At 73.4% G+C, this 24,946-nt stretch carries 23 protein-coding genes; 11 read left to right on the top strand and 12 right to left on the bottom strand.

What is annotated here, in order from left to right:
- Positions 1-12 precede the first annotated feature (12 nt).
- Both ACFWW8_RS31780 and ACFWW8_RS31775 read right to left on the bottom strand, forming a co-directional pair.
- Positions 13-1,497 (bottom strand): aldehyde dehydrogenase family protein, encoded by a 1,485-nt coding sequence (locus tag ACFWW8_RS31780; RefSeq protein ID WP_386534453.1) that lies wholly within the window; start codon positions 1,495-1,497, stop codon positions 13-15.
- Positions 1,498-2,316: 819 nt separating this feature from the next.
- Positions 2,317-2,859, bottom strand: coding sequence for a MarR family winged helix-turn-helix transcriptional regulator (locus tag ACFWW8_RS31775; protein ID WP_386534450.1), 543 nt, complete (start codon positions 2,857-2,859; stop codon positions 2,317-2,319).
- Between the two features lie 235 nt (positions 2,860-3,094).
- On the opposite strand from ACFWW8_RS31775, the gene ACFWW8_RS31770 reads away from it, so the two are divergent.
- Positions 3,095-4,138, top strand: a complete 1,044-nt coding sequence (locus ACFWW8_RS31770) for an alkene reductase (RefSeq protein ID WP_386534447.1) — start codon at positions 3,095-3,097, stop codon at positions 4,136-4,138.
- A 118-nt stretch (positions 4,139-4,256) separates the two neighbouring features.
- Complete coding sequence (locus ACFWW8_RS31765) at positions 4,257-4,868, top strand: MepB family protein (protein WP_386534444.1); 612 nt, start codon at positions 4,257-4,259, stop codon at positions 4,866-4,868.
- On the opposite strand, the gene ACFWW8_RS31760 is transcribed toward ACFWW8_RS31765, so the two are convergent.
- Complete coding sequence (locus ACFWW8_RS31760; RefSeq protein WP_386534441.1) at positions 4,825-5,724, bottom strand: alpha/beta fold hydrolase; 900 nt, start codon at positions 5,722-5,724, stop codon at positions 4,825-4,827. The genes ACFWW8_RS31765 and ACFWW8_RS31760 overlap by 44 nt on opposite strands.
- A gap of 76 nt (positions 5,725-5,800) precedes the next feature.
- A complete protein-coding gene (locus ACFWW8_RS31755; RefSeq protein ID WP_386534439.1) occupies positions 5,801-6,460 on the bottom strand; it encodes a DUF2278 family protein in 660 nt (219 codons plus the stop codon).
- Between the two features lie 232 nt (positions 6,461-6,692).
- On the opposite strand from ACFWW8_RS31755, the gene ACFWW8_RS31750 reads away from it, so the two are divergent.
- The 3 genes from ACFWW8_RS31750 (at position 6,693) to ACFWW8_RS31740 (ending at position 10,208) form a co-directional block, all read left to right on the top strand.
- A complete protein-coding gene (locus ACFWW8_RS31750) occupies positions 6,693-7,979 on the top strand; it encodes a DUF2254 family protein (protein WP_386534436.1) in 1,287 nt (428 codons plus the stop codon).
- Positions 7,980-8,156: 177 nt separating this feature from the next.
- Positions 8,157-8,735, top strand: a complete 579-nt coding sequence (locus tag ACFWW8_RS31745) for a potassium channel family protein (protein ID WP_386534434.1) — start codon at positions 8,157-8,159, stop codon at positions 8,733-8,735.
- Positions 8,736-8,828: 93 nt separating this feature from the next.
- Positions 8,829-10,208 carry a chloride channel protein gene (locus ACFWW8_RS31740; protein ID WP_386534431.1) on the top strand — a complete coding sequence of 460 codons (1,380 nt, stop codon included), beginning with the start codon at positions 8,829-8,831 and terminating at the stop codon, positions 10,206-10,208.
- A gap of 113 nt (positions 10,209-10,321) precedes the next feature.
- Here the strand turns inward: ACFWW8_RS31740 and ACFWW8_RS31735 are convergent, their stop codons facing one another.
- A complete protein-coding gene (locus tag ACFWW8_RS31735; RefSeq protein WP_386534428.1) occupies positions 10,322-12,445 on the bottom strand; it encodes a SpoIIE family protein phosphatase in 2,124 nt (707 codons plus the stop codon).
- 426 nt (positions 12,446-12,871) lie between these two features.
- Between ACFWW8_RS31735 and ACFWW8_RS31730 the strand changes: the two genes are divergently transcribed.
- Positions 12,872-14,377, top strand: a complete 1,506-nt coding sequence (locus tag ACFWW8_RS31730; protein WP_386534425.1) for a SulP family inorganic anion transporter — start codon at positions 12,872-12,874, stop codon at positions 14,375-14,377.
- A 22-nt stretch (positions 14,378-14,399) separates the two neighbouring features.
- On the opposite strand, the gene ACFWW8_RS31725 is transcribed toward ACFWW8_RS31730, so the two are convergent.
- Together ACFWW8_RS31725 and ACFWW8_RS31720 are read right to left on the bottom strand one after the other, a co-directional pair.
- A complete protein-coding gene (locus ACFWW8_RS31725; RefSeq protein ID WP_386534424.1) occupies positions 14,400-14,624 on the bottom strand; it encodes a hypothetical protein in 225 nt (74 codons plus the stop codon).
- Between the two features lie 100 nt (positions 14,625-14,724).
- Entirely contained in the window at positions 14,725-15,960 is a 1,236-nt protein-coding gene (locus tag ACFWW8_RS31720) for a DUF418 domain-containing protein (RefSeq protein ID WP_386534421.1), read from the bottom strand.
- A 308-nt stretch (positions 15,961-16,268) separates the two neighbouring features.
- Between ACFWW8_RS31720 and ACFWW8_RS31715 the strand changes: the two genes are divergently transcribed.
- Positions 16,269-16,709: a UBP-type zinc finger domain-containing protein gene (locus tag ACFWW8_RS31715; protein WP_386534418.1), complete on the top strand. Its 441-nt coding sequence runs from the start codon at positions 16,269-16,271 to the stop codon at positions 16,707-16,709.
- On the top strand, positions 16,706-17,284 hold the full coding sequence (locus tag ACFWW8_RS31710) for a fasciclin domain-containing protein (protein ID WP_386534415.1): 579 nt from the start codon (positions 16,706-16,708) through the stop codon (positions 17,282-17,284). The genes ACFWW8_RS31715 and ACFWW8_RS31710 overlap by 4 nt, the downstream gene beginning before the upstream one ends.
- Positions 17,285-17,358: 74 nt before the next feature.
- On the opposite strand, the gene ACFWW8_RS31705 is transcribed toward ACFWW8_RS31710, so the two are convergent.
- From ACFWW8_RS31705 to ACFWW8_RS31695, 3 genes are all read right to left on the bottom strand, one after another.
- On the bottom strand, positions 17,359-19,437 hold the full coding sequence (locus tag ACFWW8_RS31705; protein ID WP_386534413.1) for a prolyl oligopeptidase family protein: 2,079 nt from the start codon (positions 19,435-19,437) through the stop codon (positions 17,359-17,361).
- Between the two features lie 29 nt (positions 19,438-19,466).
- On the bottom strand, positions 19,467-19,781 hold the full coding sequence (locus ACFWW8_RS31700; RefSeq protein ID WP_386534410.1) for an NIPSNAP family protein: 315 nt from the start codon (positions 19,779-19,781) through the stop codon (positions 19,467-19,469).
- Positions 19,782-19,906: 125 nt separating this feature from the next.
- On the bottom strand, positions 19,907-20,881 hold the full coding sequence (locus tag ACFWW8_RS31695) for a helix-turn-helix transcriptional regulator (RefSeq protein ID WP_386534407.1): 975 nt from the start codon (positions 20,879-20,881) through the stop codon (positions 19,907-19,909).
- Positions 20,882-21,017: 136 nt separating this feature from the next.
- Between ACFWW8_RS31695 and ACFWW8_RS31690 the strand changes: the two genes are divergently transcribed.
- Positions 21,018-21,413 carry a RidA family protein gene (locus tag ACFWW8_RS31690; RefSeq protein ID WP_386534405.1) on the top strand — a complete coding sequence of 132 codons (396 nt, stop codon included), beginning with the start codon at positions 21,018-21,020 and terminating at the stop codon, positions 21,411-21,413.
- 349 nt (positions 21,414-21,762) lie between these two features.
- On the opposite strand, the gene ACFWW8_RS31685 is transcribed toward ACFWW8_RS31690, so the two are convergent.
- Both ACFWW8_RS31685 and ACFWW8_RS31680 read right to left on the bottom strand, forming a co-directional pair.
- Positions 21,763-22,110: a protease inhibitor I42 family protein gene (locus ACFWW8_RS31685; RefSeq protein WP_386534402.1), complete on the bottom strand. Its 348-nt coding sequence runs from the start codon at positions 22,108-22,110 to the stop codon at positions 21,763-21,765.
- Positions 22,111-22,152: 42 nt separating this feature from the next.
- Complete coding sequence (locus ACFWW8_RS31680) at positions 22,153-22,896, bottom strand: DUF4386 domain-containing protein (RefSeq protein WP_386534400.1); 744 nt, start codon at positions 22,894-22,896, stop codon at positions 22,153-22,155.
- A gap of 138 nt (positions 22,897-23,034) precedes the next feature.
- Between ACFWW8_RS31680 and ACFWW8_RS31675 the strand changes: the two genes are divergently transcribed.
- Positions 23,035-23,760 (top strand): TetR/AcrR family transcriptional regulator C-terminal domain-containing protein, encoded by a 726-nt coding sequence (locus tag ACFWW8_RS31675; protein WP_386534397.1) that lies wholly within the window; start codon positions 23,035-23,037, stop codon positions 23,758-23,760.
- Positions 23,761-24,129: 369 nt separating this feature from the next.
- A complete protein-coding gene (locus ACFWW8_RS31670; RefSeq protein ID WP_386534395.1) occupies positions 24,130-24,825 on the top strand; it encodes a hypothetical protein in 696 nt (231 codons plus the stop codon).
- Positions 24,826-24,946 lie beyond the last annotated feature (121 nt).

The raw sequence follows: 24,946 nt of genomic DNA, 5'->3' as shown, positions 1-24,946 counted from the left end.
GGTCCTCTCCCGTCAGCCCGCGAACCAGCGCACGGGGCGCGGAGCGAGGTTCTGGTACACGTGCTTGGCCTCGCGGTACTCGGCCAGGCCCGTCGGGCCGAGTTCGCGGCCGGTGCCGGACTTCCCGAAGCCGCCCCACTCGGCCTGCGGCAGGTAGGGGTGGAAGTCGTTGATCCAGACGGTGCCGTGGCGCAGCCGGCCGGCGACGCGGCGGGCCCGGCCCTGGTCGGCCGTCCACACCGCGCCGGCGAGCCCGTACTCGGTGTCGTTGGCGAGTGCGACGGCCTCGTCCTCGGTGCGGAAGGTCTCGACGGTCAGGACCGGCCCGAAGACCTCTTCCCGTACGACGCGCATCAGACGGTGGCAGCCGTCGAGGACGGTCGGCCGGTAGAAGTAGCCGGGACCGTCGGGGCGTTCGCCGCCGGCGCGCAGCACGGCTCCCTCGGAGAGGGCGGATGCCACGTACTCCTCGGTCCGCGCGAGCTGGCCGGCGGAGACCAGCGGGCCGCACTCGACGCCCGGGTCGGTACCGCGGCCGAGCCGGATCAGGTCGGCGCGCCGGGCGAGTTCGGCGACGAAGCGTTCGCGCAGGGATTCCTCGACGATGAGCCGGGATCCCGCCGAGCAGACCTGGCCGCTGTGGATGAACGCCGCGTTCAGGGCCTGGTCGACGGCGGTGTCGAAGCCCTCCTCGGTGGCGCAGGCGTCGGCGAAGACGACGTTGGGGTTCTTCCCGCCGAGTTCGAGGGCCACCTTCTTGACGGAGTCGGCGGCCGCGCGCATCACCTTCGTACCGCTGGTGAGGCCGCCGGTGAAGGAGACGAGGTCGACGTCGGGGTGGGCGGCGAGGCGGGCGCCGACCGGGTCGCCGGGGCCGGTGACCAGGTTCGCGACGCCTGCGGGAAGGCCGGCCTCCACGAGCAGCCCGATCAGCGCGGCCGTGGTCAGCGGGGTGATCTCGCTCGGCTTGACCACGAAGGTGTTGCCCGCGGCGAGGGCCGGGGCGATCTTCCAGCTGGCCTGGAGCAGTGGGTAGTTCCACGGGGTGATGAGGGCGCACACGCCGACGGGCTCGTGGACGACCACGCTGTGGATGTCCGGGGAGCCGGCGTCGACCACGCGACCGGCGCTCTCGCCGGTGACGAGGTCGGCGAAGTAGCGGAAGGCGGCGCTGACGCAGTCCACGTCGACGCGGCCCTCTTCGAGGGTCTTGCCCGCGTCCCGGCTCTCCAGCAGTCCGATGCGCTCGCGGTCGCGCTGGAGGAGGTCGGCGGTGCGGCGCAGCAGCTCGGCCCGCTCCGCGACGGGGGTGGCGGGCCATTCGCCGCCGTCGAAGGCGGCGCGCGCGGCACTGACCGCCGCGTCGGTGTCCGCGGTGGCGCCCTCGGCGACCACGGCGAGCACGGTGGCGTCGACGGGGTCGAGGACTTCCCTCGTCGCTCCTGAGACCGCTGAACGCCACTTTCCGGCGATGTGAATCGTCTTCTGCTCCGACACGACGCGCTGTACCTCCGGTTCCGCACCGCGGCCTACCCGCGGTGATCTTGCATCTGACTCGTTTGCCCCCGTGTGCCGCAGACATGTCCCGACCGTCACGCGAAGTGACCGGTGTCACTCCGCGTTGCCCCGGCCGGTGGCGGGGTTCGACGGGAGCGTGGCGCCCGGGCGGGTGCCTCCCGCAGGGCGCCTATCGGGCGACAACCATGACCCCTCACGCGGCGCAGCCTTCGAGCCCGCCCGGGTCTCCCACCTCTCCGGGCGGTTGGACCCGGCGGCCGTGGAGGACGACGGGGTGGCCCTCCGGGTGACCGGTGCTCGCCGAGGAGGCGCCGGGCCGGGCGTTGTGGGGAGGTTCCCTGATCTGCCGGCGCCCCGGACGAGGTACGCGGACGCTGCCGATCCCGCGGGACGGCGGGCCGGTGGGACCGTCTGCGCCCGGGCAGGGCGGCGGCCCGAACCGGCGCGGCGCGGTCCGCGCCGGTTCGGCCCGGCGGCGGGAACGGGGGTACCGGCTGACCTTCGCCACGCACCGTACGGAGGCCACCGGTCGGCGCTCGTCTGTCGGCCGCGGACCCCGAGGCGGGGCCCGTGGCTCGGGTGCGGATCCCGGTACGGGTGCCGCCGGGCCTGCACGGCAACCCGGCCGCCGACGAAGTGACCGCCGGCCCCGGAGGCGGCGTACGGACCGCCCGCGGCCTGGGCCGTCTCAGCCGGGCGTACCGCTGCCGCCTCCGGCCCGCGGTCCTCCACCCGATGTACGCCGCCGGGGCGCGGGCGCCGGCCGGCCCGTGGGCGGCCGACGGACCGGCCGGGGGGTCAGATGACGCCAGGCTCCTTGTACGCGCCGTCGCACTCCGTGCCGCCGGCCCGGGTGACGTCCGCGCACAGTGCGCCCTCCACCTTGCCGAGGAGCCGGGCCAGTTCGGCGCGTTCGGACTCGTCCAGGCCCTCCAGGGTCTGGCGTTCGAGTTCGCCCCAGGCCTTGCGGACCTCGACGAGGAGCCCGCAGCTGGTGTCGGTCGCCTCGACGAGCGAGGCACGCCGGTCCGAGGGGTCGGGCCGGCGGCGTACGTGACCGGAGTGTTCGAGGCGCTGGAGCATCTTGGTCACTGTGGAGGGGTCGAGGCCGACCGCCTTGATCAGCTCGGACTGCCGCACGGCGCCGCTGTCCCAGAGCTGCATCATGAGGAACTCCTGCCCCGGGTGCAGTCCCAGGTCCCGCAGGACCCGGCCGGCCGCGATGCGGTGGAGTCGCGCCACCCGGCTGATCGCGTGGCTCACCGGCCCGTCCAGCACGGCGCTGGGCGGCGCCGCGCACTCCGGGGTGGTGCGCGGTTCGCGAGCGGCATCCGCGGTCATGGCTGCGCTCCTCCTTCGTCGGTCCGGCGGGACGGGTCGGACGGATTCCCGCGGATCCGGGCGGCGGGCCGGGGGCACGCGCCTGACGTCCGTGTCTGGACTCTACCCGCTCCACAGATTTTACCTTGGTCGGCCAAGTAATGAGGTACGCTCCTTCTCGCGGCCAAAGATTGGCCGACCAACTAATTCGGCCAACCCACCCTGTGAGGCAGATATGACCACCGCATTCGAACCCGTGCGCATCGCCGGTGGCGTCCTTCCCAACCGGATCGCCCTGGCCCCCATGACCCGCAGCCGTGCCGGCGAGGGCGGCATCGCGACCGGCCTCGTCGCCGAGTACTACACCCAGCGCGCTTCCGCCGGGCTGGTCATCACCGAGGGCATCCAGCCCTCCGTGGTCGGACAGGGTTACCCGTTCACCCCCGGTCTGCACAGTGCCGAGCAGGTCGCGGCCTGGCGCGGGGTCACCGACTCGGTGCACGCCGCCGGCGGCCGGATCTTCGCCCAGCTGATGCACGCGGGCCGGATAGGCCACCCCTCGCTGCTGCCCGACGGCCTGGTCCCGGTGGCTCCGTCGGCGATCGCACCCGAGGGCCAGCTGTTCACGGCGGAGGGCATGCAGGACTTCGTGACGCCGCACGAGCTGACCGGGGCCGAGGTGCGGGCGACCATCGCCGACTTCGCCGATGCCGCCCGCAACGCGGTCGAGGCCGGCTTCGACGGGGTCGAGCTGCACGGGGCCAACGGCTACCTGATCCACCAGTTCCTGGCCCCGGGCTCCAACCGGCGCACCGACGAGTGGGGCGGCACGGTCGAGAACCGGATCCGCTTCGCCGTGGAGACCGTCAAGGCCGTAGCCGCCGCGATCGGCGCCGAGCGCACGGGCCTGCGCGTCTCCCCCGGAAACCCGTTCAACAGCATCTCCGAGCCCGACCCGCAGCCCGCGTACGAGGCGCTGGTCCAGGAGATCGACGGGCTCGGCCTGGCCTACCTGCACGTCATGGAGCACGGGCCCGACGCCCGCGAGACGACGCTCGCGCTGCGCAAGCAGTTCAGCGGCCCGCTCGTGCTGAACCCCGCGACCGAGGGCCCGACGGACCACCGCGCCCTCGCCCTCGTCGAGGACGGCACCGCCGACCTGGTCGCCTTCGGCGCCCTCTTCCTCGCCAACCCGGACCTCCCGGACCGGCTGCGCACCGAGGGCCCCTACAACACCCCGGACCCGGCCACGTTCTTCGGCGGCGACGCCCGCGGGTACACGGACTACCCGGCCCGCTGACCCGGCCCCCCGGCCGGGCCCGGGACCGGACGCACTCCCGACCCCGACAGCGGGCCCGAGGCCGGGCCCGCGATCGGACTCGGGACCCGTTGTCGGAGCCGCGTGGCATCGTGGCCGGATGAGCACGCGCCCCCGCCCGTCCGGCCCGGCCCCCTGGTCCGCCGGCACCCCGGTGCACGAGGACCTCGGCATCGTGAAGTCACGCGTCTACGACCCGTGCGGCTTCGCCTGTTCGCAGCCCGTCCCCGAAGCCGAGAGCGCCGATTACGCGGCCCACGCGTTCACCGTGGACGGCCTGGCCGTCCGGTTCCGGGCCGCCCGTTCCACTCCGCGGAAGGTCGGCCGGTTCGTCACGGTGTGGCAGAGGTCCCGGGAGGGTCCGATCCGGCCCTTCGCCGACACGGACCCCGTCGACCTCGTGATCGTCGCCACCCGCGGCGAGGAGCACGTCGGGCACTTCGTCTTTCCCGTGGACGCCCTGTGCCGCGAGGGCGTCGTCTCCGTCGGCGGCGTCGGCGGGAAGCGGGGCTTCCGGGTCTATCCGCCGTGGGTCACCACCACCAACCGGCAGGCCGAGCGGGTCCAGGCGTGGCAGGTCGCGTACTACCTGCCCACGCCCGCGGAGGACCCCGTCGACGAGGCCCGCGCCCGTTCCCTCTACCGAGCCCAGGCATCTCCCCCGGGCATCACCGGCCCGACCGCTCCCCCGCCTCGGCGGTGTGCCGCGTGATCGCCGGGACGACCGTGTCCCAGGTCGGTGGCGGAGGCATCTGGTGCCCCATGCCGGGCAGTGGGACCAGTACGGCGCCGGGGATCTCGCGCGCGAGCGCCTCCGCGTGGCCGTAAGGGAAGAGCGGGTCGGCGGTTCCGTGCAGGACCAGGGTGGGGGCGGTGATCTCCCCGAGCCGGTCACGGACCGGGGCCCCGCCTTCGACCCTCCAGTGGTTGGCGGCGGCCGCCGGGACCGGGCTGCGGTCGAACGCGCGGCCGGCGGTGCGGCGCAGCCGGTCCTCGTCTACGGGGATGGTGCCGGCGAACGTGTGCTCGGCGGCGAGGAAGTACGCGACGACTGCGTCGCGGTCGGTCCAGTCGGGTGCGGGGGCGGGTTCCGCCAGCGCACGACGCAGCGCCTCGCTCGTCGGCGGCAGCCCCGGCCTCCCGGGTCCGCCGGGCCCGTCGGGGCTGGTGGACATCAGGGTGAGCGTGCGGACCCGGCCGGGGTGGTGGACGGCCAGGTGCTGGGCGAGTGCGCCGCCCATGGAGACGCCGACGATGTGGGCCGCGGGGATCCCGTAGGCGTCGAGGACGCCCACGGCGTCCGCGACGAGGTCCTCCGGGGCGTAGGTCGGCGCGCCCACCGGGAAGGTCGTCGACCGGCCCGTGTCGCGGGTGTCGTACCGGATGACGCGGCGGCCGGCTGCAGCCAGGCGGGCCGTGAACTCCTCGTCCCACCAGTCCATGGATGCTTCGGCGCCGCCGATCAGCAGGATCGCGGGCCCGCCCGGGTCTCCGAAGGCCTGGGTGGCGAGGACGACGCCGTTGACGTGGACGTCCCTCTCCGGCGGCGCGGGCTGGTCGACGGTCACGGCTGCCTCCGGGGTGGGGTCCTCCCCGGAACGGTACGGGGCCGGGGCGTCACGATGCCGGAGTGAGCACGGCCGGTCAGGCCGGGTGCCCGTCGTCGTCCGTGCGGTCCGCCTGACTGGAGAACTTGTTCAGGAAGACGTCGTACCACCCGTCCGGGCGGCGGGTCAGGGTGGCACCGTCCTGCCAGACGGCGTTCTCCGCCCACCACCTGCTGCCGTACGGGTCGCCCTGGTTCCGGTGGATGTTGTGGATGCCGAGCCCCTGGTCGAAGGGCTCCCCGAAGACCAGGACCGGCCGGCCGGGCACGAGCAGGGGCTCCAGCGCGGCGGCCGCGTCGAGGTGGGAACCGGAGACCCACGGCCGGGGCGGGTTCAGGCGGTCGAGGAACCGCCGCAGCCAGTCCGGCGGGCGGCGCGCGAAGAGGCAGCCGGGCCGGTCCACGAGGGCCGGGTGCCGAAGGTGGTCCAGGGCTCCCGAGCCGCGGGACGGGGAGAGGTCGTGGTAGCCGGGGGCGAGGGCGGGCACGGGTTCGAGCACCGAAGGGGCCAGGGTGAGCACCTTCCACTGGACCCCGGTCGCGGACTGGGCGCTGTCCACGTCGACGGCGCACCGGTACCTCCCCGCGGGCGCGTCGACCTCGAGGTTCACGTGGAACCAGCGCCCCTGGGCGTCGGGCCGGTCCCGGAAATGGCGGTGCAGCGTCCCTGAGAGCACCCCGTAGGCGTCGAGCGGCATGACCCCAGTGAACCACCGGGGCGCCGCCTGCACGCGCCGGATGACCGCACGCGTCGGCGGGACGCACTCGACGAGCACACCCGACCGGCGCAACCGGAGATGCCGTCCGGCCGCGGCCCGCGTCGAATGAACGCGCGGCGCCCTTGCCCGGGCACGGTGGTCCGGCGCTGACGGGCGTACGCCGCACGGCGAGTCGACCGCGACCACGCGGAGCGATCACGGAGGAGGCTGGATGTCCCGTTCGGCTGACGGCTCCGCCCCTCCCGGGCCACGGCTGCGGCGACCCCGCGGATCGGCGTTCCACCGGCCGACGCGCGCGATGCGCAGGGGCCTGTCGCAGCTCGTCTGCGCGGCCGCCGGACTGGCGCTGGGGCTGGTGGCGCCCATGGTCGCGGTGGGGCCCCAGGTGGAAGCCGGACGGGTCGTGTCGCTGCTGTTCACGATCGGCTTCGGCGTCATCAGTCTGGTGAGCATCATCTATTCGATGCTGTTCCTGGTCGTGCAGTTCTCCGCGAGCACCTTCACACCGCGCCTCGGGCTGTTCCGGGACGAGCCCATCGTCTGGCGCGCGTTCGCCTTCACGGTCGGGGTGTTCGTCTTCTGCGTCACCTCCGCGCTCGCGATCGGCGTGGGCCCGCGCGTCTCGTCCTTCGTCCCCGTAACCGCCATGGTGCTCGCGCTGGTCGCCATCGCGTTCATGCGGACGCTGCAGATGAAGGCGTTCGACTCGATCCAGCTCGGCCACGCCCTGACCGCGATCACCACCCGCGCGCACCAGCTGTTCGACGTGCTGTACGCCGAGCCGTACGACCCCGCCGGAACCGTCGAGCGCCCGCAGCCGGCGGCGGCCGGGGCCACCCGGGTGCGCTGGTCGGGACCGGCCGCCGTGCTGCAGCAGTTCGACGTCCCGGCGCTGATCGGGGCGGCGCGGGAGCGGGACTGCACGATCGCGTTCCGGGTCGTCCCCGGCGCGACGCTGTCCCGGGGCACGGAACTCGCCCGGGTGACACCCGGCGGGCTCTCCGAGGAGCGGCTGCGCGACGCCCTGCTGACCGGCGTGGAGCGCACCTTCGACCAGGATCCGGAACTCCCGTTCAGACTCCTCGCCGACATCGCGCTGCGGGCCCTCTCCCCGGCCGTCAACGATCCGGCGACGGCGGTGGAGGCCTTGGACCGCCTGGCGGACCTGCTGACCCGCCTGGCCGGACACGACCTCGACATCGGGCGCTTCCACGACGACGCCGGCCGGTTGAGGGTGACGGTTCCGGTGCCCGGCTGGGAGCAGTTCGTCCGGACGGCCGTCGACGACGTCGCCTACGCCGCGGCGGGTTCCCCCATGACCCTGCGCCGGATGCGCGACCTGCTGCTCGCGCTGGCGCAACGGGCTCCCGAGAGCCGCCGCGGTGTCGTGCGCGACCGGCTCCTGTGGGTCGAGCGGACCGGCGGCGAGCGGTATCCGCTCGTCTGGACGGCGCCCGAGAGCGGGTACCCGGAGGCCGCAGACGCCGCGGAAGGCTGAGGTGGCGCCGGTCCCCGTCCCGCCGGGCACGGGAGCGCTCCACCGTCCACCGGTCGCGCTCCACCGTCCACCGGTCGCGCTCCGGGCGCCCACCGGTCGGGCCCCGGGGCGCCCACCGGTCGGGCCCCGGGGCGCGCTCCGGTCGCGGGATGCGCTCCGCGCCCGTCTCCTGATGGCATGGACCGCGATGCATCAGGGCGGCGGAACCGCGCCGGCCGGACGACCAGGCTGCGCACCCGCGTGCTGTTGGGCCACCTGCTCCGCTCGACGGCCTCGATCGTCCTGCTCACCGGCCTGTACTACCTGGTCCCCCTGGACAGCGGGTTCACCGTTTCCACCGTCACGCTGCTGACGCTCGGCCTGGTCGTCTTCGGGGGTCTGGTGGCCTGGCAGGCCACCGCCATCGCCCGTGCGCCGTATCCGCGGCTGCGCGCGCTGGAGGCGCTGGCCACCGCGGTGCCGCTGTTCCTCGTGCTCTTCGCCGCGTCGTACTTCCTGCTGGCGCAGGAGGTACCGCAGTCGTTCACCGAGTCCATGAACCGGACGGACGCGCTGTACTTCACCGTCACGGTGTTCGCGACCGTCGGTTTCGGGGACATCGCACCCACCACGGAGACCGCCCGCGCGCTGACCACGGTGCAGATGATCGCCGACCTGTTCGTGGTCGGAGTGATCGCCAAGGTCCTGTTCGGGGCGGTCAGGATCGGGATGCGGAGGCGCGGAACGGCCGATCCGGGGCCGGACAACGACCTGTGATCCCGGCGGTGCACCGGCCGGCCCTACGGACCCTTCCGGCGGCGGAGCGCGTCGCGCAGGTGGATCATCGAGCAAGCGGAAAGGAAGTGCCCCATGACGGAGCCGCGCCCCCGATCCGACCCGCCCGGCGGCGGGACCGAACCGCCCGGCGGCGGGAAGACCGGCCGCCCCGTGGACGGGCCCGGGCCGCAGGAGGCGGAGCTCCTGCGGCACCTCCTCCGCAGTCCCGGGTACCTGCAGACGCTCGTGTTCTGCGCCCTCATCGGCATCCCGGTGTCCCTCGCCGCCTTCTGGCTCCTCGTCGGGCTGCACGAGCTGGAGGGCCTGCTGTGGGCGGACTTCCCCGAGGCACTGGGCTGGGACGCCGCGCCCTGGTGGTGGCCGCTCCCCCTGCTGCTCATCGCCGGAATCGCGGTCGGCCTGATCGTCACGCACCTGCGCGGGGCGGGCGGCCACGTTCCCGCGGCCGGACTGAACACGAGCGGCGCCTCGTCGGCCGCGCTGCCCGGCGTCCTGCTCGCGGCGGTGGCCAGCCTGCCGCTCGGTGCCGTACTGGGACCGGAGGCTCCGCTCATCGCCCTGGGTGGCGGTCTGGCGCTGCTGTTCCGGAACCTCGCGCAGACACCGGCGACCCCGCAGAGCAACGCGCTCCTGGGCGCGGCCGGGGCGGCGGCGGCCATCGCCGCGATCTTCGGCAACCCGCTGATCGCGGCCGTGCTGCTGATCGAGGTCGCGGGCGTGGGCGGGCCCCAGCTGTTCGCGGTCATGCTGCCCGCCCTGCTGTCCAGCGGGATCGGGTCCCTGGTGTTCACCGGGCTCGGCCGCTGGACGGGCCTGGGCACGGGCGAGCTGTCCCTGCCCCTGTCGGCACCGCTCCCCCGCCTGGACGCGCCGGACGTGGCCTGGGCCGTGCTCATCGCCGTGGTGATCGCCGCCGTCCTGCACCCCATGCTGGTCGGGGCGCGGGGGCTGAGCGGCTACGTCACGGCGCGGCCCCTCGGACGGACCGTTCTGTGCGCCCTCGCCGCCGGGGCGTGCGCCGCCGTGTACGGGCTGGCCACCGGCCGCGACCCCGTCGAGGTGGCCTCGTCAGGGCAGGCGACACTGGCCGGGCTGGCTGCCGACCCGCATGCCTGGGGGGTGGGCGCGCTCATCGCCGTGCTGCTGTTCAAGGGAGCCGCGTACGCGCTCTGCCTGGGCAGCCTGCGCGGCGGCCCGGTGTTCCCGGCGCTCTTCCTGGGAGCCGCGGCGGGCGTGCTCCTGGCGCCCCTGCCGGGCCTGGGGGTCGCACCGGCGATGGCGGCGGGCATGGCGGCGGCGTCCGCCACCGTCATGCGCCTGCCGGTGAGCAGCGTGGTGCTCGTGGTCCTGCTGCTCGGCAGTTCCGCCATGATGCCCGTGGTGATCCTGGCGGCCGTGGTCGCCTTCGTCGTCTCCGAGCTGCTGCCGCCCGGGCGGCGGACGGTTTACTGACGTCCGGCGCCGGGTGCTGCCTGACGGCGCTCCGGGCGGTCACGACGCTCGACACCGGCGGCTCGCTCTCGGTCTTCGCCGGTTCATCCGCGGGGAGGAACCCCGTACGGCGCTCACTCGCGGGCGGGCGGCCACGGCGTGGCGCGGGCGATGACGAGGGCCACGTCGTCGTGGTCGTTCGGGCGGCGCAGCGAGTCGAGGAGCCGGTCGCAGGTCTCCTCCAGGGGACGGTCGGCGTCGGTGAGGAGTTCGAGGAGGAGATCGAGCCGTTCGTCGAGGGGCTGGTCGCGTGTTTCGACCAGCCCATCGGTGTACAGGACCAGCTGGTCCTGGGGGCGCATGCTCACGGTGGTGGCCTCGAAGGGGATGCCGCCGACGCCCAGGGGGGCGCCGGTGGGCAGTGCGAGCAGGCGCGGGGTCTCGCCGGGGCGGATGAAGACCGGAGGCAGGTGTCCGGCGACGGAGATCCGGCACTCGGCGCGGTGCGGGTCGAACACGGCGTAGACGCAGGTGGCGATGGTCTCTTCGAGGGCGGCGGTGGTGCGGTCCAGCTGGCGCAGCACCTGGGGCGGGTCCAGGCCCAGTTCGGCGAGGGTGCGGGTGGCGGTGCGGAGCTGTCCCATGCTGGCGGCGGCGTTGATGCCGCTGCCCATGACGTCGCCGACGACGAGCGCGGTGGTGCCGCCGACCTGGGGGATGGCGTCGAACCAGTCGCCGCCGATCTCGCTGGTGGCCGCGGCGGGCTGGTAGCGGTAGGCGACCTCCAGACCGGCCGTCTCGGGCGGGTGGTGCGGGAGGAGGTGGCGTTGCAGGGCGAGCGCGGTGTGGTGGGCGTTGCGGTACCAGCGGGCGTTGTCGATGCACACGGCGGCCCGCGCGGCGAGTTCGCCGGCCAGGACGATGTCGTCGTCGTCGAACGGCAGCGGGTTGCGGGTGCGCTTGAGGTCGAGGGCACCGAGGACCTCGCCGCGGGCGATGAGCGGTACGGCGAGGTAGGAGCGCAGTCCGGCGCGGGCCAGCATGGCGGCGGCGTCGTCGTCGCGGGCGATGCGGGAGATGTCGCGGGCGTGCACGTGGGCCACGAGGACCGGGTGGCCGGTCGTGACGGACCGGGTGACGAGCCGGTCCGCCTCGTAGCGGGCGATGTCACCCGGTGGGTCGGCGGCGCGCACGGCCTCGCTGGGGTAGGCGGCGGCCACGGCGAGTGCCCGGAACACCGCGGGCTCGTGGGCGGAGGACAGGCTGGGGCGTCCGTCGAGGACGGAGTCGAGGATGTCGACGGCTGCGATGTCGGCGAGGTCGGGGACGACGACATCGGCCAGCTCGCGAGCCGTCTGGTCCAGGTCGAGGGTGGTTCCGATGCGGACGGTGGCGTCCGCGATCTGGGCGAGCCGGCGGCGGCTGCGGGCGATCTCCTTGGCCGCCAGGTGGCTCTGGGTCACGTCGACGATCGAGGTGGCCAGGCCCAGGACCCGCCCGCCGGCGTCCTCCAGCCGGTAGTACGACACCGACCAGGCGTGCTCGTGGCGCTGGTCCTCGTGGGTGTGGCCGGCGGTGAACTGCTCGACCAGCGGGGTGCCCGTGGCCAGGACCTGGCGCATCGCCGCCTCGACCGCCCCGGCGTCGTCGAGGAAGGACAGGGCCTCGCGTACGCTGCGGCCGATGTGCTGGGAGGCGGGCAGTCCGTTGATCCGCTCCAGCATCGGGTTGACCAGGACGTACCGCAGGTCCGTGTCCAGGACCGCGAGGCCGATCGGTGACTGGGCGACCAGCCGGGCGGAGAGGGCGAGGTCCCGCTCCAGGTGGCGCAGCCGGGCCCGATCGGTCGCGATCCCGAGGGCGTAGAGGTCCCCGTGCTCGTCGAGGAGCCTCATGTTGCGGAACTCGACCAGGTGGCTGCCGCCGGCCTTGTGCCGCACCGGGAACGCGCCTGCCCAGTCGCCCGCGCCGCCCATGACGCGCGCGAACAGCTCCAGGACCAGGTCCAGGTGCTCCGGGGCGGCCAGCAGCTGGGCGGCGGGCCGGCCCAGCGCCTCCTTGGCGGACCATCCGAACAACTGCTCGGCCTGGGGGCTCCAGAGGGCGATCCGGCCCTGGGAGTCGAGGACGATCGCGGCCACGTTCAGTACGTCGAGCAGCCCGCTCGGCGGCGAGATCCGGGTCTTGCCCGGCGCCGCCGCGTCGCGGGCTTCGGGGGGGCCGGTGCCGCCGGGCTCGAACGCGGCGCTCTCAGCCATCACGGGCGCTCCCTTCCGGCGTCCGGCCCTCAGCCGGGCCTGCCTGGTGCGGGCCGCGGCTCACGGCCGGCTTCCATCGTCCCCCGGAACCGGCCCCGCAGCCGTCCGGGCGGCCCGCTTTGGCCCGTACACCTGCGCTGACCTGCGGAAACCCGGAGACCAGGGGCTCGCTGCCGCTCTCCTCCGGTAGCCGAGCCCGGACGAGCGCGCACGCCGGCGTCCGGCCCGCCCGCATTCCGTGGACGCGGCGCGAAGGCCCCTCGGACCCTGGGTACGGGGTGTCCCGGTGGAGGGGCACCGGAAGGGGCGGCCTCCCCGGGAGTCGGTACAGTGGTCGGCGCGCAGGCCGACCGGGCCGAACCGTTTCCGCACGGCGGCCCGCACGGGTCGTACCGTCCGCCCGAGCACGACAGGACCCCGCTCCCCTTGTCTTCCCCCTCCCCCGCGGCGCCCGCCGCGCGGCTTCGCGCCCTGCGACCGGACTGGCTGTCGGACCCGAAGGTGTGGCGCACCGAGGTCCTGGCCGGGCTCGTCGTCGCCCTCGCGCTGATCCCCGAGGCGATCTCCTTCTCGATCATCGCGGGTGTCGAACCGGCGGTAGGCCTGTTCGCGTCGTTCACCATGGCCGTCGTGATCTCCGTGGCCGGAGGCCGACGGGCGATGATCTCGGCCGCGACCGGCGCCGTGGCGCTCGTCATCGCGCCGCTGAACCGAGAGCACGGATTCGGCTACCTCGTGGCGGCCGTGATCCTGGCGGGCGTGTTCCAGATAGCCCTCGGTGCGCTCGGCGTGGCGAAGCTGATGCGCTTCATCCCGCGCTCGGTCATGGTCGGCTTCGTCAACTCCCTGGCCGTTCTCGTCTTCATGGCACAGGTCCCCGAGGTGCGCGACGTACCGTGGCCGGTCTACCCGCTGATCGCGGCCGGCCTGCTGATGCTGGTCTTCTTCCCGAGGATCACCACCGTGGTCCCGGCGCCCCTGGTCTCCATCGCGGTCCTGACGGCCGTCACGGTGGCCGCGGGCCTGGCGGTCCCTACCGTGGGCGACAAGGGCTCCCTGCCGTCCGCGCTGCCGCTCCCCGGCCTGCCTGACGTGCCGTTCACCGTGGACACGCTGACGACGATCGCCCCGTACGCCTTCGCCATGGCCCTGGTCGGGCTGATGGAATCGCTGATGACGGCCAAGCTCGTCGACGAGATCACCGACACCCGCTCGTCCAAGACGCGGGAGTCCGTCGGTCAGGGTGTCGCCAACATCGTCACCGGCTTCTTCGGCGGCATGGGCGGGTGCGCCATGATCGGCCAGACCATGATCAACGTGAAGGTGTCGGGCGCCCGTACGCGCCTCTCCACCTTCCTCGCGGGGGTGTTCCTGATGGTGCTGTGCATCGTCTTCGGCCCGCTGGTCTCCGAGATCCCGATGGCCGCCCTGGTCGCCGTCATGGTCATGGTCTGCTTCGCGACCTTCGACTGGCACTCCGTCGCGCCCGCGACGCTGCGCCGCATGCCCGCGGGCGAGATCACCGTCATGCTCGTCACGGTGGTGTGCGTGGTCGCCACCCACAACCTCGCCGTCGGTGTCGTCGCCGGCTCGGTCACCGCGATGGCCGTCTTCGCCCGGCGCGTCGCCCACCGCGCGGACGTCACCGCGCGGACGGACCCCGACGGCCGCACGGTGGTGTACTCGGTGACCGGCGACCTGTTCTTCGCCTCGGCCGACGACCTCGCCGGCCGGTTCGACTACGCCGCCGACCCCGACCGGGTCGTGGTCGACCTCGGCTCGGCCCGCGTGTGGGACGCCTCGTCCGTCGCCGCCCTCGACGCGGTCACCGCCAAGTACGCGCAGCGCGGCAAGACGGTGGAGATCGTCGGCCTCGACGTTGCCAGCGCCGAGCTGCACGGCAGGCTCAGCGGCGAACTCACCCCCCGCTGATCCCGCCCGGCACGAACCGGCGTCACACCCACTCGGTGGGTCCGCCGCCGATCCAGCTGATCCGCGGGTCCTCGCGGGCGATCAGCTCGGCGCCGTCCTCCAGGCCGATGCGGCGCAGGAACTCCACGACGTCGTCGACTCCGGACGCGATGCCGAGCCGCTCGTCGACGCCGTGGGCGTGCGCGGTGACGGGGCGGCCGCCCTTCGCCAGCAAGGGGTGGATGGTGACGTGCGTACGGTCGGGCATGCAGCCACATTGCCGGGCGCGCGCGGTGTACGCATCCCGGCGGATCTGGATGGCCCAGCCGCCCGGCACTCCCCCGGGCCGGGCCGGCTCCGGCCGGGGGTCAGAGGGCCTCCCCGGAACCGGAACGGGTGCGCTCGCCCGGAGAGCCGCCGGGGATCCGCGCCAGCGTCACCGTGCGCAGCAGCCATTCGACCGGGCCGTACCGGTGGCGCGCCATCAGCCGTGCGCTGAGGGCGAGTTGCACCGCGTACAGGGCGATCGCCCCGAGGACGACGACGGCCGGGCCGAGCCGGCCGTACCACGCGAGGCCGTAGCCGGTGAAGACGAGGGCCATGACCAGCGACTGGCTCAGGTAGTTCGTGAGGGCCATCCGGCCCGCGGGCGCCAGCACGGCCGTCACCCGCGCACCGCGCGCGGTTCGCATCAGGAGGAGCATTCCGCAGACGTAGGCGGCCGTCAGGGCGGGCGCCGTGACCGTGCCCACCATCTGGCCGATTATCGCCCACCGGGGTCCGAGCGGACCGCTGGTGGCGAGGGCCATGAACACGCTGCCGGGCAGGCCGAAGGCGACGCCGAGCAGGCAGACGCGCCGCAGCCGGGCGCCGTGGTCCGCCAGGTCGCCGAGGAAGTGCACCTTGGCGCACCGGAGGCCGACCAGGAAGGCCGCTACGACGAGTCCGCCCATCAGCGGGATGGCCAGCAGGGCGTCGGGGAGCTGGGCGAGGTTGGCCCGCACGACGTCCGCGGCGTCGCCGCGGTAGTCGGCGATCAGGTCGGGGAATCCGGCGACCAGGTCGGCGTCCAGGTCGGCCGCCTCCGCGTCCGACATGACGAGGGAGGCCAGCCCCACGAGGAGCAGGACCCCGCTCGCGCAGCCGTACACGATCCACGCGGCCCGGAGCGCCGTCTGGGGCGCGCAGCCGCGTACGGCGATCAGGATCAGGCCGAGCACCGCGTACGTCATCAGGATGTCCCCGCTGAACAGCAGTACGGCGTGCAGGGCGCCGAGCGCGAACAGTCCGAGGGAGCGGCGCAGGAGCCGCGGCACGGGCCGGTCGCCGTCGCGGTCGGCCGAGGTCAGCTGGAGGGAGAAGCTGTAGCCGAAGAGGAACGAGAACAGGAGGTAGAACTTGCCGGCGACGAAGGTCTGGACGAGCCCTTCGACGGTCCGGTCGAAGGTGGAGGCGCCCGGGTCGTCGATGGTGCCGAGGGCGTACGGGCTCGCCATCATCAGGGCGTTGACCAGCAGGATGCCCAGGAGAGCGAAGCCGCGCAGCGCGTCGAGCTCGGATATGCGCGGCTGGGCCCGTTGTGCGTGCGAAGCCGTTACGGCCACCGCTTCCCCCCAAGTGGTCCTGGATGCCCGGGGCGCCGCCCCCGGCCGCGGGCCCGGTCCGGGTCCCGCCGTCATACCGTAATTGATCATCTTTGGGCGGACCGTCCGCGGCAGGGCGCCGGGGCGGGAACGTGCCTACGCTGAAACGGGTCCGTGCGCCACGTCCCGGCAGGTGACCCTGGACCGAGGCCGTCGGGTGAGGCGGACCGGAGCAGTTCTTCCCCGGCGGTGGACCAATCCCCGTGCGGGCCGGCCGCGAATGTCCGGTGTGGACTCCCGCACCGCGCGGGAGCCGCGAAGGAGATCGGATGCAGCGCTGGACGGTCGCGTACGACGCGGGGAGGCCCGAGGGCGGGCACTGCGCCCACCTGGACCAGGAGGACGTCGAAAGCACGGCACACCGAGGCCCGGGTTGCGCGGAGTGCGTGGCAGCAGGACAGCGGTGGGTCCATCTGCGCACCTGTCTGACCTGCGGAAACATAGGCTGCTGCGATAGTTCCCGCGGCCAGCACGCCTGGTCCCACGCCGAGCGGACCGGCCATGCCGTGGCCCGCTCGGCCGAGGCCGGCGAGGAGTGGGCGTGGTGCTACGAGGACCACGTGTTCCTCCGGCCGGCCGCTCACGCCGCCCGCGGCCCGGGTGCATCCGTACGACCCGGTCGCGGCGAAGCAGGGGGTACGAGCGGCACGGCGCCGCATCACCCGGGCGCCGCGCCCGTCCCGCCACTCGGGGGCGAGGAGAAGCCATGAACACCAACCGCACGGTCCGCACCGTCGTCGCGACGGCGGCCGCCACGCTCCTGCCCTTCGCCGTGCTCGGCGCCGGGTCGGCTTCCGCGACCGTACTGGACCCCTTCGGACCGGCGTGTGCGTCGGTACCCAAGGACGGCTCCGGCAGTTTCGACGCGATGGCGAAGGTCCCGGTGGCAACCGCCGCCTCCCAGAACCCGGAACTGTCGACCCTGGTCACGGCCGTCAAGCAGGCCGGACTGGTCGACACCCTGAACAACGCACAGGACATCACCGTCTTCGCTCCCACCAACGCGGCCTTCGCCAAGGTCCCGCAGGCCGACCTGGCCAAGGTCCTCGCGGACAAGGCCCAGCTGACGAAGATCCTCACCTACCACGTGGTGGGCGAGAAGCTGACCCCGGCGCAGCTGGAGTCCGGCTCGTTCACGACGCTGGAGAAGGGAAAGCTCACCACCAGTGGATCGGGTGAGTCCTACAAGGTCAACGGCACCGCCAACGTGGTGTGCGGCGACATCGGGACCGCCAACGCGACCGTCTACATGGTCGACAGCGTGCTCATGCCGCCGATGACCTGATCGGGTCCGGGCCGGACCTTCCGGGGTCGTCCATGATGCGGCACCCGGCACCCGGCAGCTCGGCGACCGGAAGATCATCCGGTCGGTTCCGGCCGGCGGTGCGGCGGTGTCAGCCGCTCCCACAGGAAGCTGTGGACCAGCGCCTCGTTGAAGGCGGTCTGCCGGTGGTCCGTGGCCCCTGCGTGGCCGCCGCCCAGGTGCTCGTGGAAGAGCACGCTCTGTCCGAGCTCCCGGAGCCGGGCCGCCATCTTGCGGGCGTGGCCGGGATGCACCCGGTCGTCACGCGTGGAGGTGAGGAGGAGCAGCGGCGGGTACGGGACGTCCGCACGCGCCCGGTGGTACGGCGAGATAGCCGTCAGATGCGGCCGGTCGGCGGGGTCGTCGGGATCCCCGTACTCGGCGATCCAGCTGGCTCCGGCGAGGAGCAGGTGGAAGCGGAGCATGTCGAGCAGCGGCACGTGGGCGACGACCGCGCCGAAGAGGTCCGGGTGGCGGGTGAGCATCGCGCCCATCAGGAGGCCGCCGTTGCTGCCGCCCTCGATGCCCAGCTGCGGCGCGGTGGTGATGCCGCGATCGACGAGGTCCCGGGCGACGGCGGCGAAGTCGTCGAAGGCGCGGACGCGGTGGGCCCCGAGGGCAGCCTGGTGCCAGGAGGGCCCGTACTCGCGGCCGCCCCGGATGCCCGCGACGACGTACGTGCCACCGCGCGCGAGCCAGGCCCGTCCGATGACCGGGCTGTACTGCGGGACCTGGGAAACCTCGAAGCCGCCGTACCCGTAGAGCAGGGTTGGGCCGGGGGCGGGGCGGTCCTCGGGGCCGATCACGAAGTACGGGACGCGCGTGCCGTCGGCGGAGGCGGCGAAGTGCTGGCGCACGGCGAGCCCGGTGGTGTCGAACAGGGCGGGGGCCTGCTTGAGGGTCTCTCCGGGGCCGCCGGCCACGCCCCGGTAGAGGGTGGCGGACTGGAGGAACCCGGACACGTCGAGGAAGAACTCGTCGCTCTCGTCGGGGTCGGTGCAGATCACCGAGGCGGTGGAGAGCGGCGGCACGTCGGCCAGGGGTGCCCGGGTCCACGCGTGCCCGTCCGGTCCGGGGGTGAGCAGTTCGAGGCGGGAGGAGACGTCGGCGCGGGTGGCGAGGACGAGGTGGCGGCGGGTCCAGTGGTGGCCGGACAGTGCGGTGTGCTCGTCGGGCGCGAAGAGCACGGCGGGCTCGCGGGCACCGGACGCGTAGGCCCCGGCCTGGTAGGCGTCGAAGTCGAAGGCGAGGAGGGTGCCGGCGGCGTGGCCGAGCCAGGGCGACTTGGTCGTCACGATCAGCCACTGGCGGTGGACGTACTTGACGGCGTCGTCCGGCACGTCGACCGGCACGAGGTGCCCGCCCGCGCCTCCCTCTTTCCCCGGGTCGCGGAGGAGGAACAGGCGACTGTTCCAGAAGTCCAGGTGGGTGGAGACGAAGTCCCTGGCGTAACCGGGCGTGTGGTCGTGCCAGCCGTCGGCCGACAGGTCCGAGGGCTCACCCCGGTGGACGAGTTCGGCCTCCTCCAGCGGCGTTCCGCGCTGCCAGCGGCGTACCTGCAGCGGGTAGCCGGACGCGGACATCGAGCCCGGGCCGAAGTCCGTGCCGATCCACACGTGGTCCCGGTCGATCCACCCGATCCGGGTCTTGGCCTCGGGAACGGTGTAGCCGCCGTCCCCGACGAACTCCCGTGCCACCAGGTCGAACTCGCGCACCACGCAGGCGTCCGACCCGCCGCGCGAGAGCATCACGAGGGCGTGGCGGTGGTCCGGCGCGAGGACGTCGCTGCCGGCCCAGGCCCACTCCTCCCCCTCGGCCTCGGACAGCGCGTCCAGGTCGAGGACGGTCTCCCAGGCCGGCCGGTCCTTGCGGTACTCCTCCAGGCCGGTCCGCCGCCATACGCCCCGCACCCGGTCCGCGTCCTGCCAGAAGTTGTACAGGTACCGGCCCCGGCGGACGGCGTACGGAATCCGGTCGGCGTCGTCGAGCACCTCGCGCACTTCGCGCTCCAGCACCTTGAACCCGGGTGTTCCGGCCAGCGCCTCCACGGTCTCGGCGTTCCGCTCGCGCACCCAGGCGAGGGCGGCCTCGCCGGTTACGTCTTCCAGCCACAGGTGGGGGTCGTCGTCGCTCATCCGCCGATTGTGCAGCAAGCGGGGCGGGGTCAGCGGCCGCCGTCGTCGAGCGGACGCAGGAAGCGTCGCTCGTACCGCTTGATGCAGCGGGTGTCACGGGCCAGGTCGAACGCGGCCTGGCACTCCGGGTCGGTCATGCTGTCCGTGCGGTACTGCTCGTAGGCGGCGAAGCCGGGGAACGAGAAGAGGGCGTAGGCGATGTCACTGTCGCCCTCGCTGGGCAGGAAGTAGCCGTGGTGCGTTCCACCGAACCGCTCGACCAGTCGCACCCAGCGGCGCCCGTACTCCTCGAAGTCGGCGAGCTTGTCCACGTCGATCTCGTACTTCAGATGAATGGTGATCACGGCCCCCATCATGCCCCGCCGGCCGTCGTCCCGGCGGAGTTCTGGGAGCAGTTCGGGCCGGGAGCGGTCGGCGTCGGCCGGGACCCGGCGTTCATGGGACTCGGGCGAGACGCCCTGCCACACGCTCAGGGCGCGTCCGCGTAGCGGGCGACGATCGCGGCGGCGCGGTCGTGCAGGGCGGTCCGCAAGGACCGGGGGGCCAGGGCCTCCGCGTCCGTGCCGAGCTGCCACAGCGCCCAGGCGGCGTGCCGGAAGTCCTGGAAGGTCACGTCCAGCCGGAGCCGCCCGTCCGCGCCGGGTTCCTCGGCGCGGACGGCCAGTGCGGTGTCCAGCAGCTCCTCCCGCCGGGCCGGGTCCACCCGTACCTGCACGGTGAGGTGGTCGCTGCCGGAGAGGAATTCCGCGGAGCGCTCCCGCCAGATCCGGTCCAGATCGACCCGGTCGGGCCGCTGGGCCGCTTCGGGGAGCTCCTCGGCGGCGAGCACCCGCGAGAGCCGGTAGGTGCGGTCCTCGCCGTCCCGGGTGGCCAGCAGGTAGGCCCGGTCGCGTACGGTGACCAGCCCGATCGGGTCCACCGTGCGCCACTGCGGCGGCCGGCCGGTGGGCGCGTAGTGGATGCGCAGCTTGCGTCCGGCGAGTACCGCGCGCCGGACCTCGATCATGGTGGTGCCGGGCACCTCCTCGGTGACCAGCCGGCGTGAGAGCAGGTCGGTCTCCGGGTCGACGAGGAATCGCCGGGCGGCGTCGCTCGCGGTGGCCCGGTGGCCTTCGGGCAGGGCGTCGACCACCTTGCGCATGGCGGAGGCGAGCGCCGAGCCGAGACCGAAGACCAGCTCGCCGCGCCCCGATCCGGCGGTCAGCAGGGCGAGGGCCTCGTCGTGGTTCAGGCCGGTGAGCTCGGTGCGGAAACCGGGCGACAGTACGAATCCGCCGTGCCGCCCGCGTTCGGCGTAGACGGGGACACCGGCGGCGGACAGCGCCTCGATGTCGCGCAGGACGGTCCGGGTGGACACCTCAAGCTCCTCGGCCAGGGTGTCCGCCGTCAACCGACCGCGCTGACGCAGCAGCAGGACCAACGAGACCAACCGGTCGGCGCGCATGCGCGAACTCTATCGAGATACACGACAGAGGGTGTCGTGATTCCCTGCGAGGCTCGTTCTACGGCGTGGAGCCGGCGCGACGAGCGGGCCGGCGGGCGTACGTACTCCCGATGGAGCGAATGGAGCTGACGTGGCAGTGGAACGCACAGCGGTCAACCCGGTGACGTGGTCGGCGGACCTGGGCTTCAATCAGGGCGAGGTGGTCTCCGGGCACACCCGCACCCTGTACACCTCGGGGCAGACGGCGATGAGCGGCGACGGCAAGCCCCTGCACGACGGCGACATGGCGGCTCAGCTGACGTTGAGCATCGACAACCTGGAGGCCGTGCTCGGCGAGGCCGGCATGTCCCTCGCCCATCTCGTCCGGCTCAACGTCTACACGACGGACGTCGATCTCCTCTTCCGGCACTACGGTCTGCTGGCGGCGAGGCTGGGCGCCGCCGGGGTGGCGCCGACCACCACGATGCTCGGGGTGACGCGCCTGGCCGTCCCCGGCCAGACGGTCGAGCTGGAGGGCACCGCCGTCGCGTGAGCCCCGCGACCGGACGAGGGCCGGGGAGCGGGGCGTCCGCTTCCCGGCCCGTCGCGGGCGGCGCGATGGGCGCGACCGCGCCGGCCGAGGACTCCCCCACCCGAATCGGCGCAGACTTCGCCGCGCCAGGATCCGGTCTCGCGGCCGCGGCCCTCGATGTACTGCTCGAACCGCTTCAGGTCGCCGGTGATCTGCCGCTTGACCTTCCTCCCTTTTCCTCCGGTTCCTCCGGCCAGTCGGTACCTGGCCGTACCCGGGGAGACCTTCCCCTGTCTGCGCCCCTCCCCGCGTTCAGCGCGTCCACGACCCGGTCGTGCGCACCAGCGCGCTGCGGAGGGTGACGGACCCCCTAGACGGTCTGGCTCACGGTGACGCGGGCCGTGTAGGTGTGGGCGGGGTCAATGTGGCCGCCCTTCTCCCAAGGCCGCCGGTAGGTGAAGGCCACCGCCGTGGTTCCCGTTGCCCTCGCGGTGAAGGTGAAGACGAAGGCCCCGGTGAGTCCGGGCCCCGCTTCGCCCTCGAACCCGCTGCCCGTGGGATCGAGCACCTCCACGTCGCGCGTGTCGGCGGTCCAGGCGTAGCCGGTGGCGGGGTTTCCCTCCAGTTGGATGGCCAGCGTGGACCCCTGCGGGATCACCACCTCGGTGTGGCCGCCGCGGCGCCCTTCGATGATCTTCTTCGTCGTCTGGTCACCCATCACGATTGCGCTCCTGTCAGGTACGGCGGCCCCGTGCGCCGCTCAGTGATTCCCGGTACGGAGCGCCTTTCCGGCACCGCTGAAGGTATGCCCGTCAACACCGCTGGCCGGGCCGGACGACCGGCCTTCCCCGAGGCCCTCCTCCGCCCGGGGCGCGGCGCCGGAACGGGGCCCGAACCCCCTGACGATCAGCCACCCGGCCAGCCCCAGCTCCCAGGCGAACACCGGGAGTGCGGCGGCCGCGCCCGCCGCGGAGAGCTGAGCGTAGGCCCCGAACATCACGGCGACGGCGGAGGCGCAGATCAGTGGTCCGCCGACCAGCCCGAGCACCGCGAGGGGCCGCGGCACGAGCCGTGCGCGATACGCCAGGTATGCAAGCAGGGCGGTGTTCAGGCCAAGGGCGATGTTGGGCCCGAGCAGGAACGTCCAGTCGTGTACGGCCGCGAGCGCGACATCGGCACCGGCCGACGCCCCCGCGTCCCGGCGCAGGGTGACGAGGGCCAGAACGGCGACGATCCCGACGGCGATGACCGCCGCCTCCAGGAGCCGTCCGAAGGCGTAGCCGAGCGCGAGCCCCTCGCCGTGGCGCCGCAGGACGGGGAACAACGCCGCCCCGGTACCGGCCACCGCCACCACGAGCACCACCTCGCAGAGCACCCCGAGCAGCGCCCGCGTGTCGGCGCCGTGCGCCAGCCGGCCGTCCGCCGCGCCCAGCAGGGGACGGTACAGAACCGCCCCCGCTATCGCGGCGGCCTCGGTCAACAGGAACAGCGACCCGATGGCCACTGCGGTTCTCCGGTCCGGATTCATCTCTCGTTACCCCTCGATCCTTGATGGTGTACGCCGTACACCTGACGACGACCATAGGTGTACGTCGTACACTCGTCAAGGACGGGGCTGTCCAGAAGGAGAGGAACCGCATCCGTGACCCGGCAGGAAGCCACGCACACCCCTCGGATCCCCCTGAACAGGGACCGCGTCCTGCGCGCCGCCGTCGCGCTCGCCGACACCATCGGCATCGACGCGCTCAGCATGCGCAGGCTCGCGCAGGAGCTGGACGTCGTACCGATGGCCCTCTACAAGCACGTGGCCAACAAGGAGGAGCTGCTCGACGGCATGGCCGACGCCGTCGTCGCCGAGATCGACCCGCCGGCCGCGGGCCCCGACTGGCAGCGCGTGGTCCGCGAGCGGATCCTCTCGGCTCGGCGGGTCCTGCTGCGCCACCCCTGGGCGGCCCGGGTCATCGAGTCCCGGACCGGCCCCACCCCGGCCGTACTGGCGTACTTGGACTCCATGGCCGGGAGTTTCAGGGACGGCGGCCTCTCCGCCGACCTCACGCACCACGTCATGCACGCGATGGGCAGCCGCCTGCTCGGCTTCAGCCAGGAACTGTTCGACACATCGGGTCCCCCCGGTCCGCCGGACCCCGCGTTCGCGGCGCGCTACCCGCACATCGCGGAACTGGCCGCGACGGCCGCACACGACGCGGGCTCCGCCGTCGGCGGCGGCTGCGACGACCAGTTCGAGTTCGAATTCGCCCTGGACCTCCTCCTGGACGGCTTTGCCAGCCTGCATCGCCGTGGCTGGACGTCCGCGCGGGCGGTCCGGGCCGCGTGCGGTGAGATCGGGTCTGACGGCCGTCCGGCCTGATCCGCGGCGGCCGCCCCGCCGGGTGCGGCGCCCGCGGCGTGCCGTGGTGCCGTGCTCCGGGTGACGGGCCCCTGCGCGGCCCGGCCCTTCCACCGCTCGTAGGCCTGGATGCGCCTCCCATCTCCGTGGATCCGACGGCACCATGGTGTCCTGCCGGCCTCCGTGCTCGTAATCTCGGTGACGGCAGATGACGCAGGAAGGGCGCGGGGGATGAGTGGCATCGGGAGCGGGACGTCGTGGAATCCGCCCGGCGGAGGACGACCGCCGGGCGCGGGTTCGCCGGTCGAGCCACCGACGGGCCCATGGCCACCGGCCGCGCGCCGGCTGACCTTCGGACGTCTCTTCAATCCGATCGCCGTGGGGCGTGCGGTGTTCACGCCGTCCCGGCCGGACCGGGTCAACGACCCGGTGGTGAAAAGGGTGCAGGTCCTGCGGACGGTCATCGGTCTGGCTGCCGTCACCTGGATGCTGTTGTCCTACGGGCTGGCGTCGGACGCCGACGCCGTGGTGGACGACCGCTTCGGCCAGATCCGTACCACCCTCATCACACTGGGGGTGACGTTCCCGCTCGCGGTCGCCGTCTTCATCGCGGCGGCCCGACCACCCCACCGGCGCCTGTTCCTTCGCCGCGTGGCCAAACCCGCCGGGGCCCTGCTCGCGCTGGTCCTCGCGCTGGCCGTGCCACGGCTGATCACCGGGCTGGGGTACGTGGACGAGAACACGGACTGGACGTCGTCCGCGGGACGGGTGGCGCTGCTGTTCGCCCTGGGCGCCTTCCTCGTATGGCTCGGCCCGTTCCTCCTGTACGGCATCGCGCAGTCGCTCGTGCACGTCTTCCGCACCGCAGACCTCCACGAGACGGTGCCCCCGCTGCTCGCGACGCTGCTCGTGTGGGAAGTCGCCTTCATCGACGTGTTCCGGGGCGCCTACGACGGGGTGCCGGTCGGCGTGCGCGTGGCCTTCGTCCTCGGAGCCCCGCTGACCGTCACCGCTGCGGCCATGTGGGAGCTGCGGCGGCTGCGGACGCGGCACGGCATCACCCTGCGGGCGGCGCTGAGCCGCTGAGCCGCTGTCGCGGCGGCACCAAGCCGTGGGTTTTGGGTCAGGGGGGGGCACCCCCGGGCCGTGATTGTGCCAAAATCACGGGCGAGGCGCGTCGGCCGGCGGGGGGGGGTCGTGGGCGGGG

Source organism: Streptomyces sp. NPDC058701 (assembly GCF_042715295.1).
Taxonomy (GTDB): Bacteria; Actinomycetota; Actinomycetes; order Streptomycetales; family Streptomycetaceae; genus Streptomyces.
Note: the sequence above shows the minus strand (reverse complement) of the source record. Positions and strands in the feature narration are given on the sequence as shown.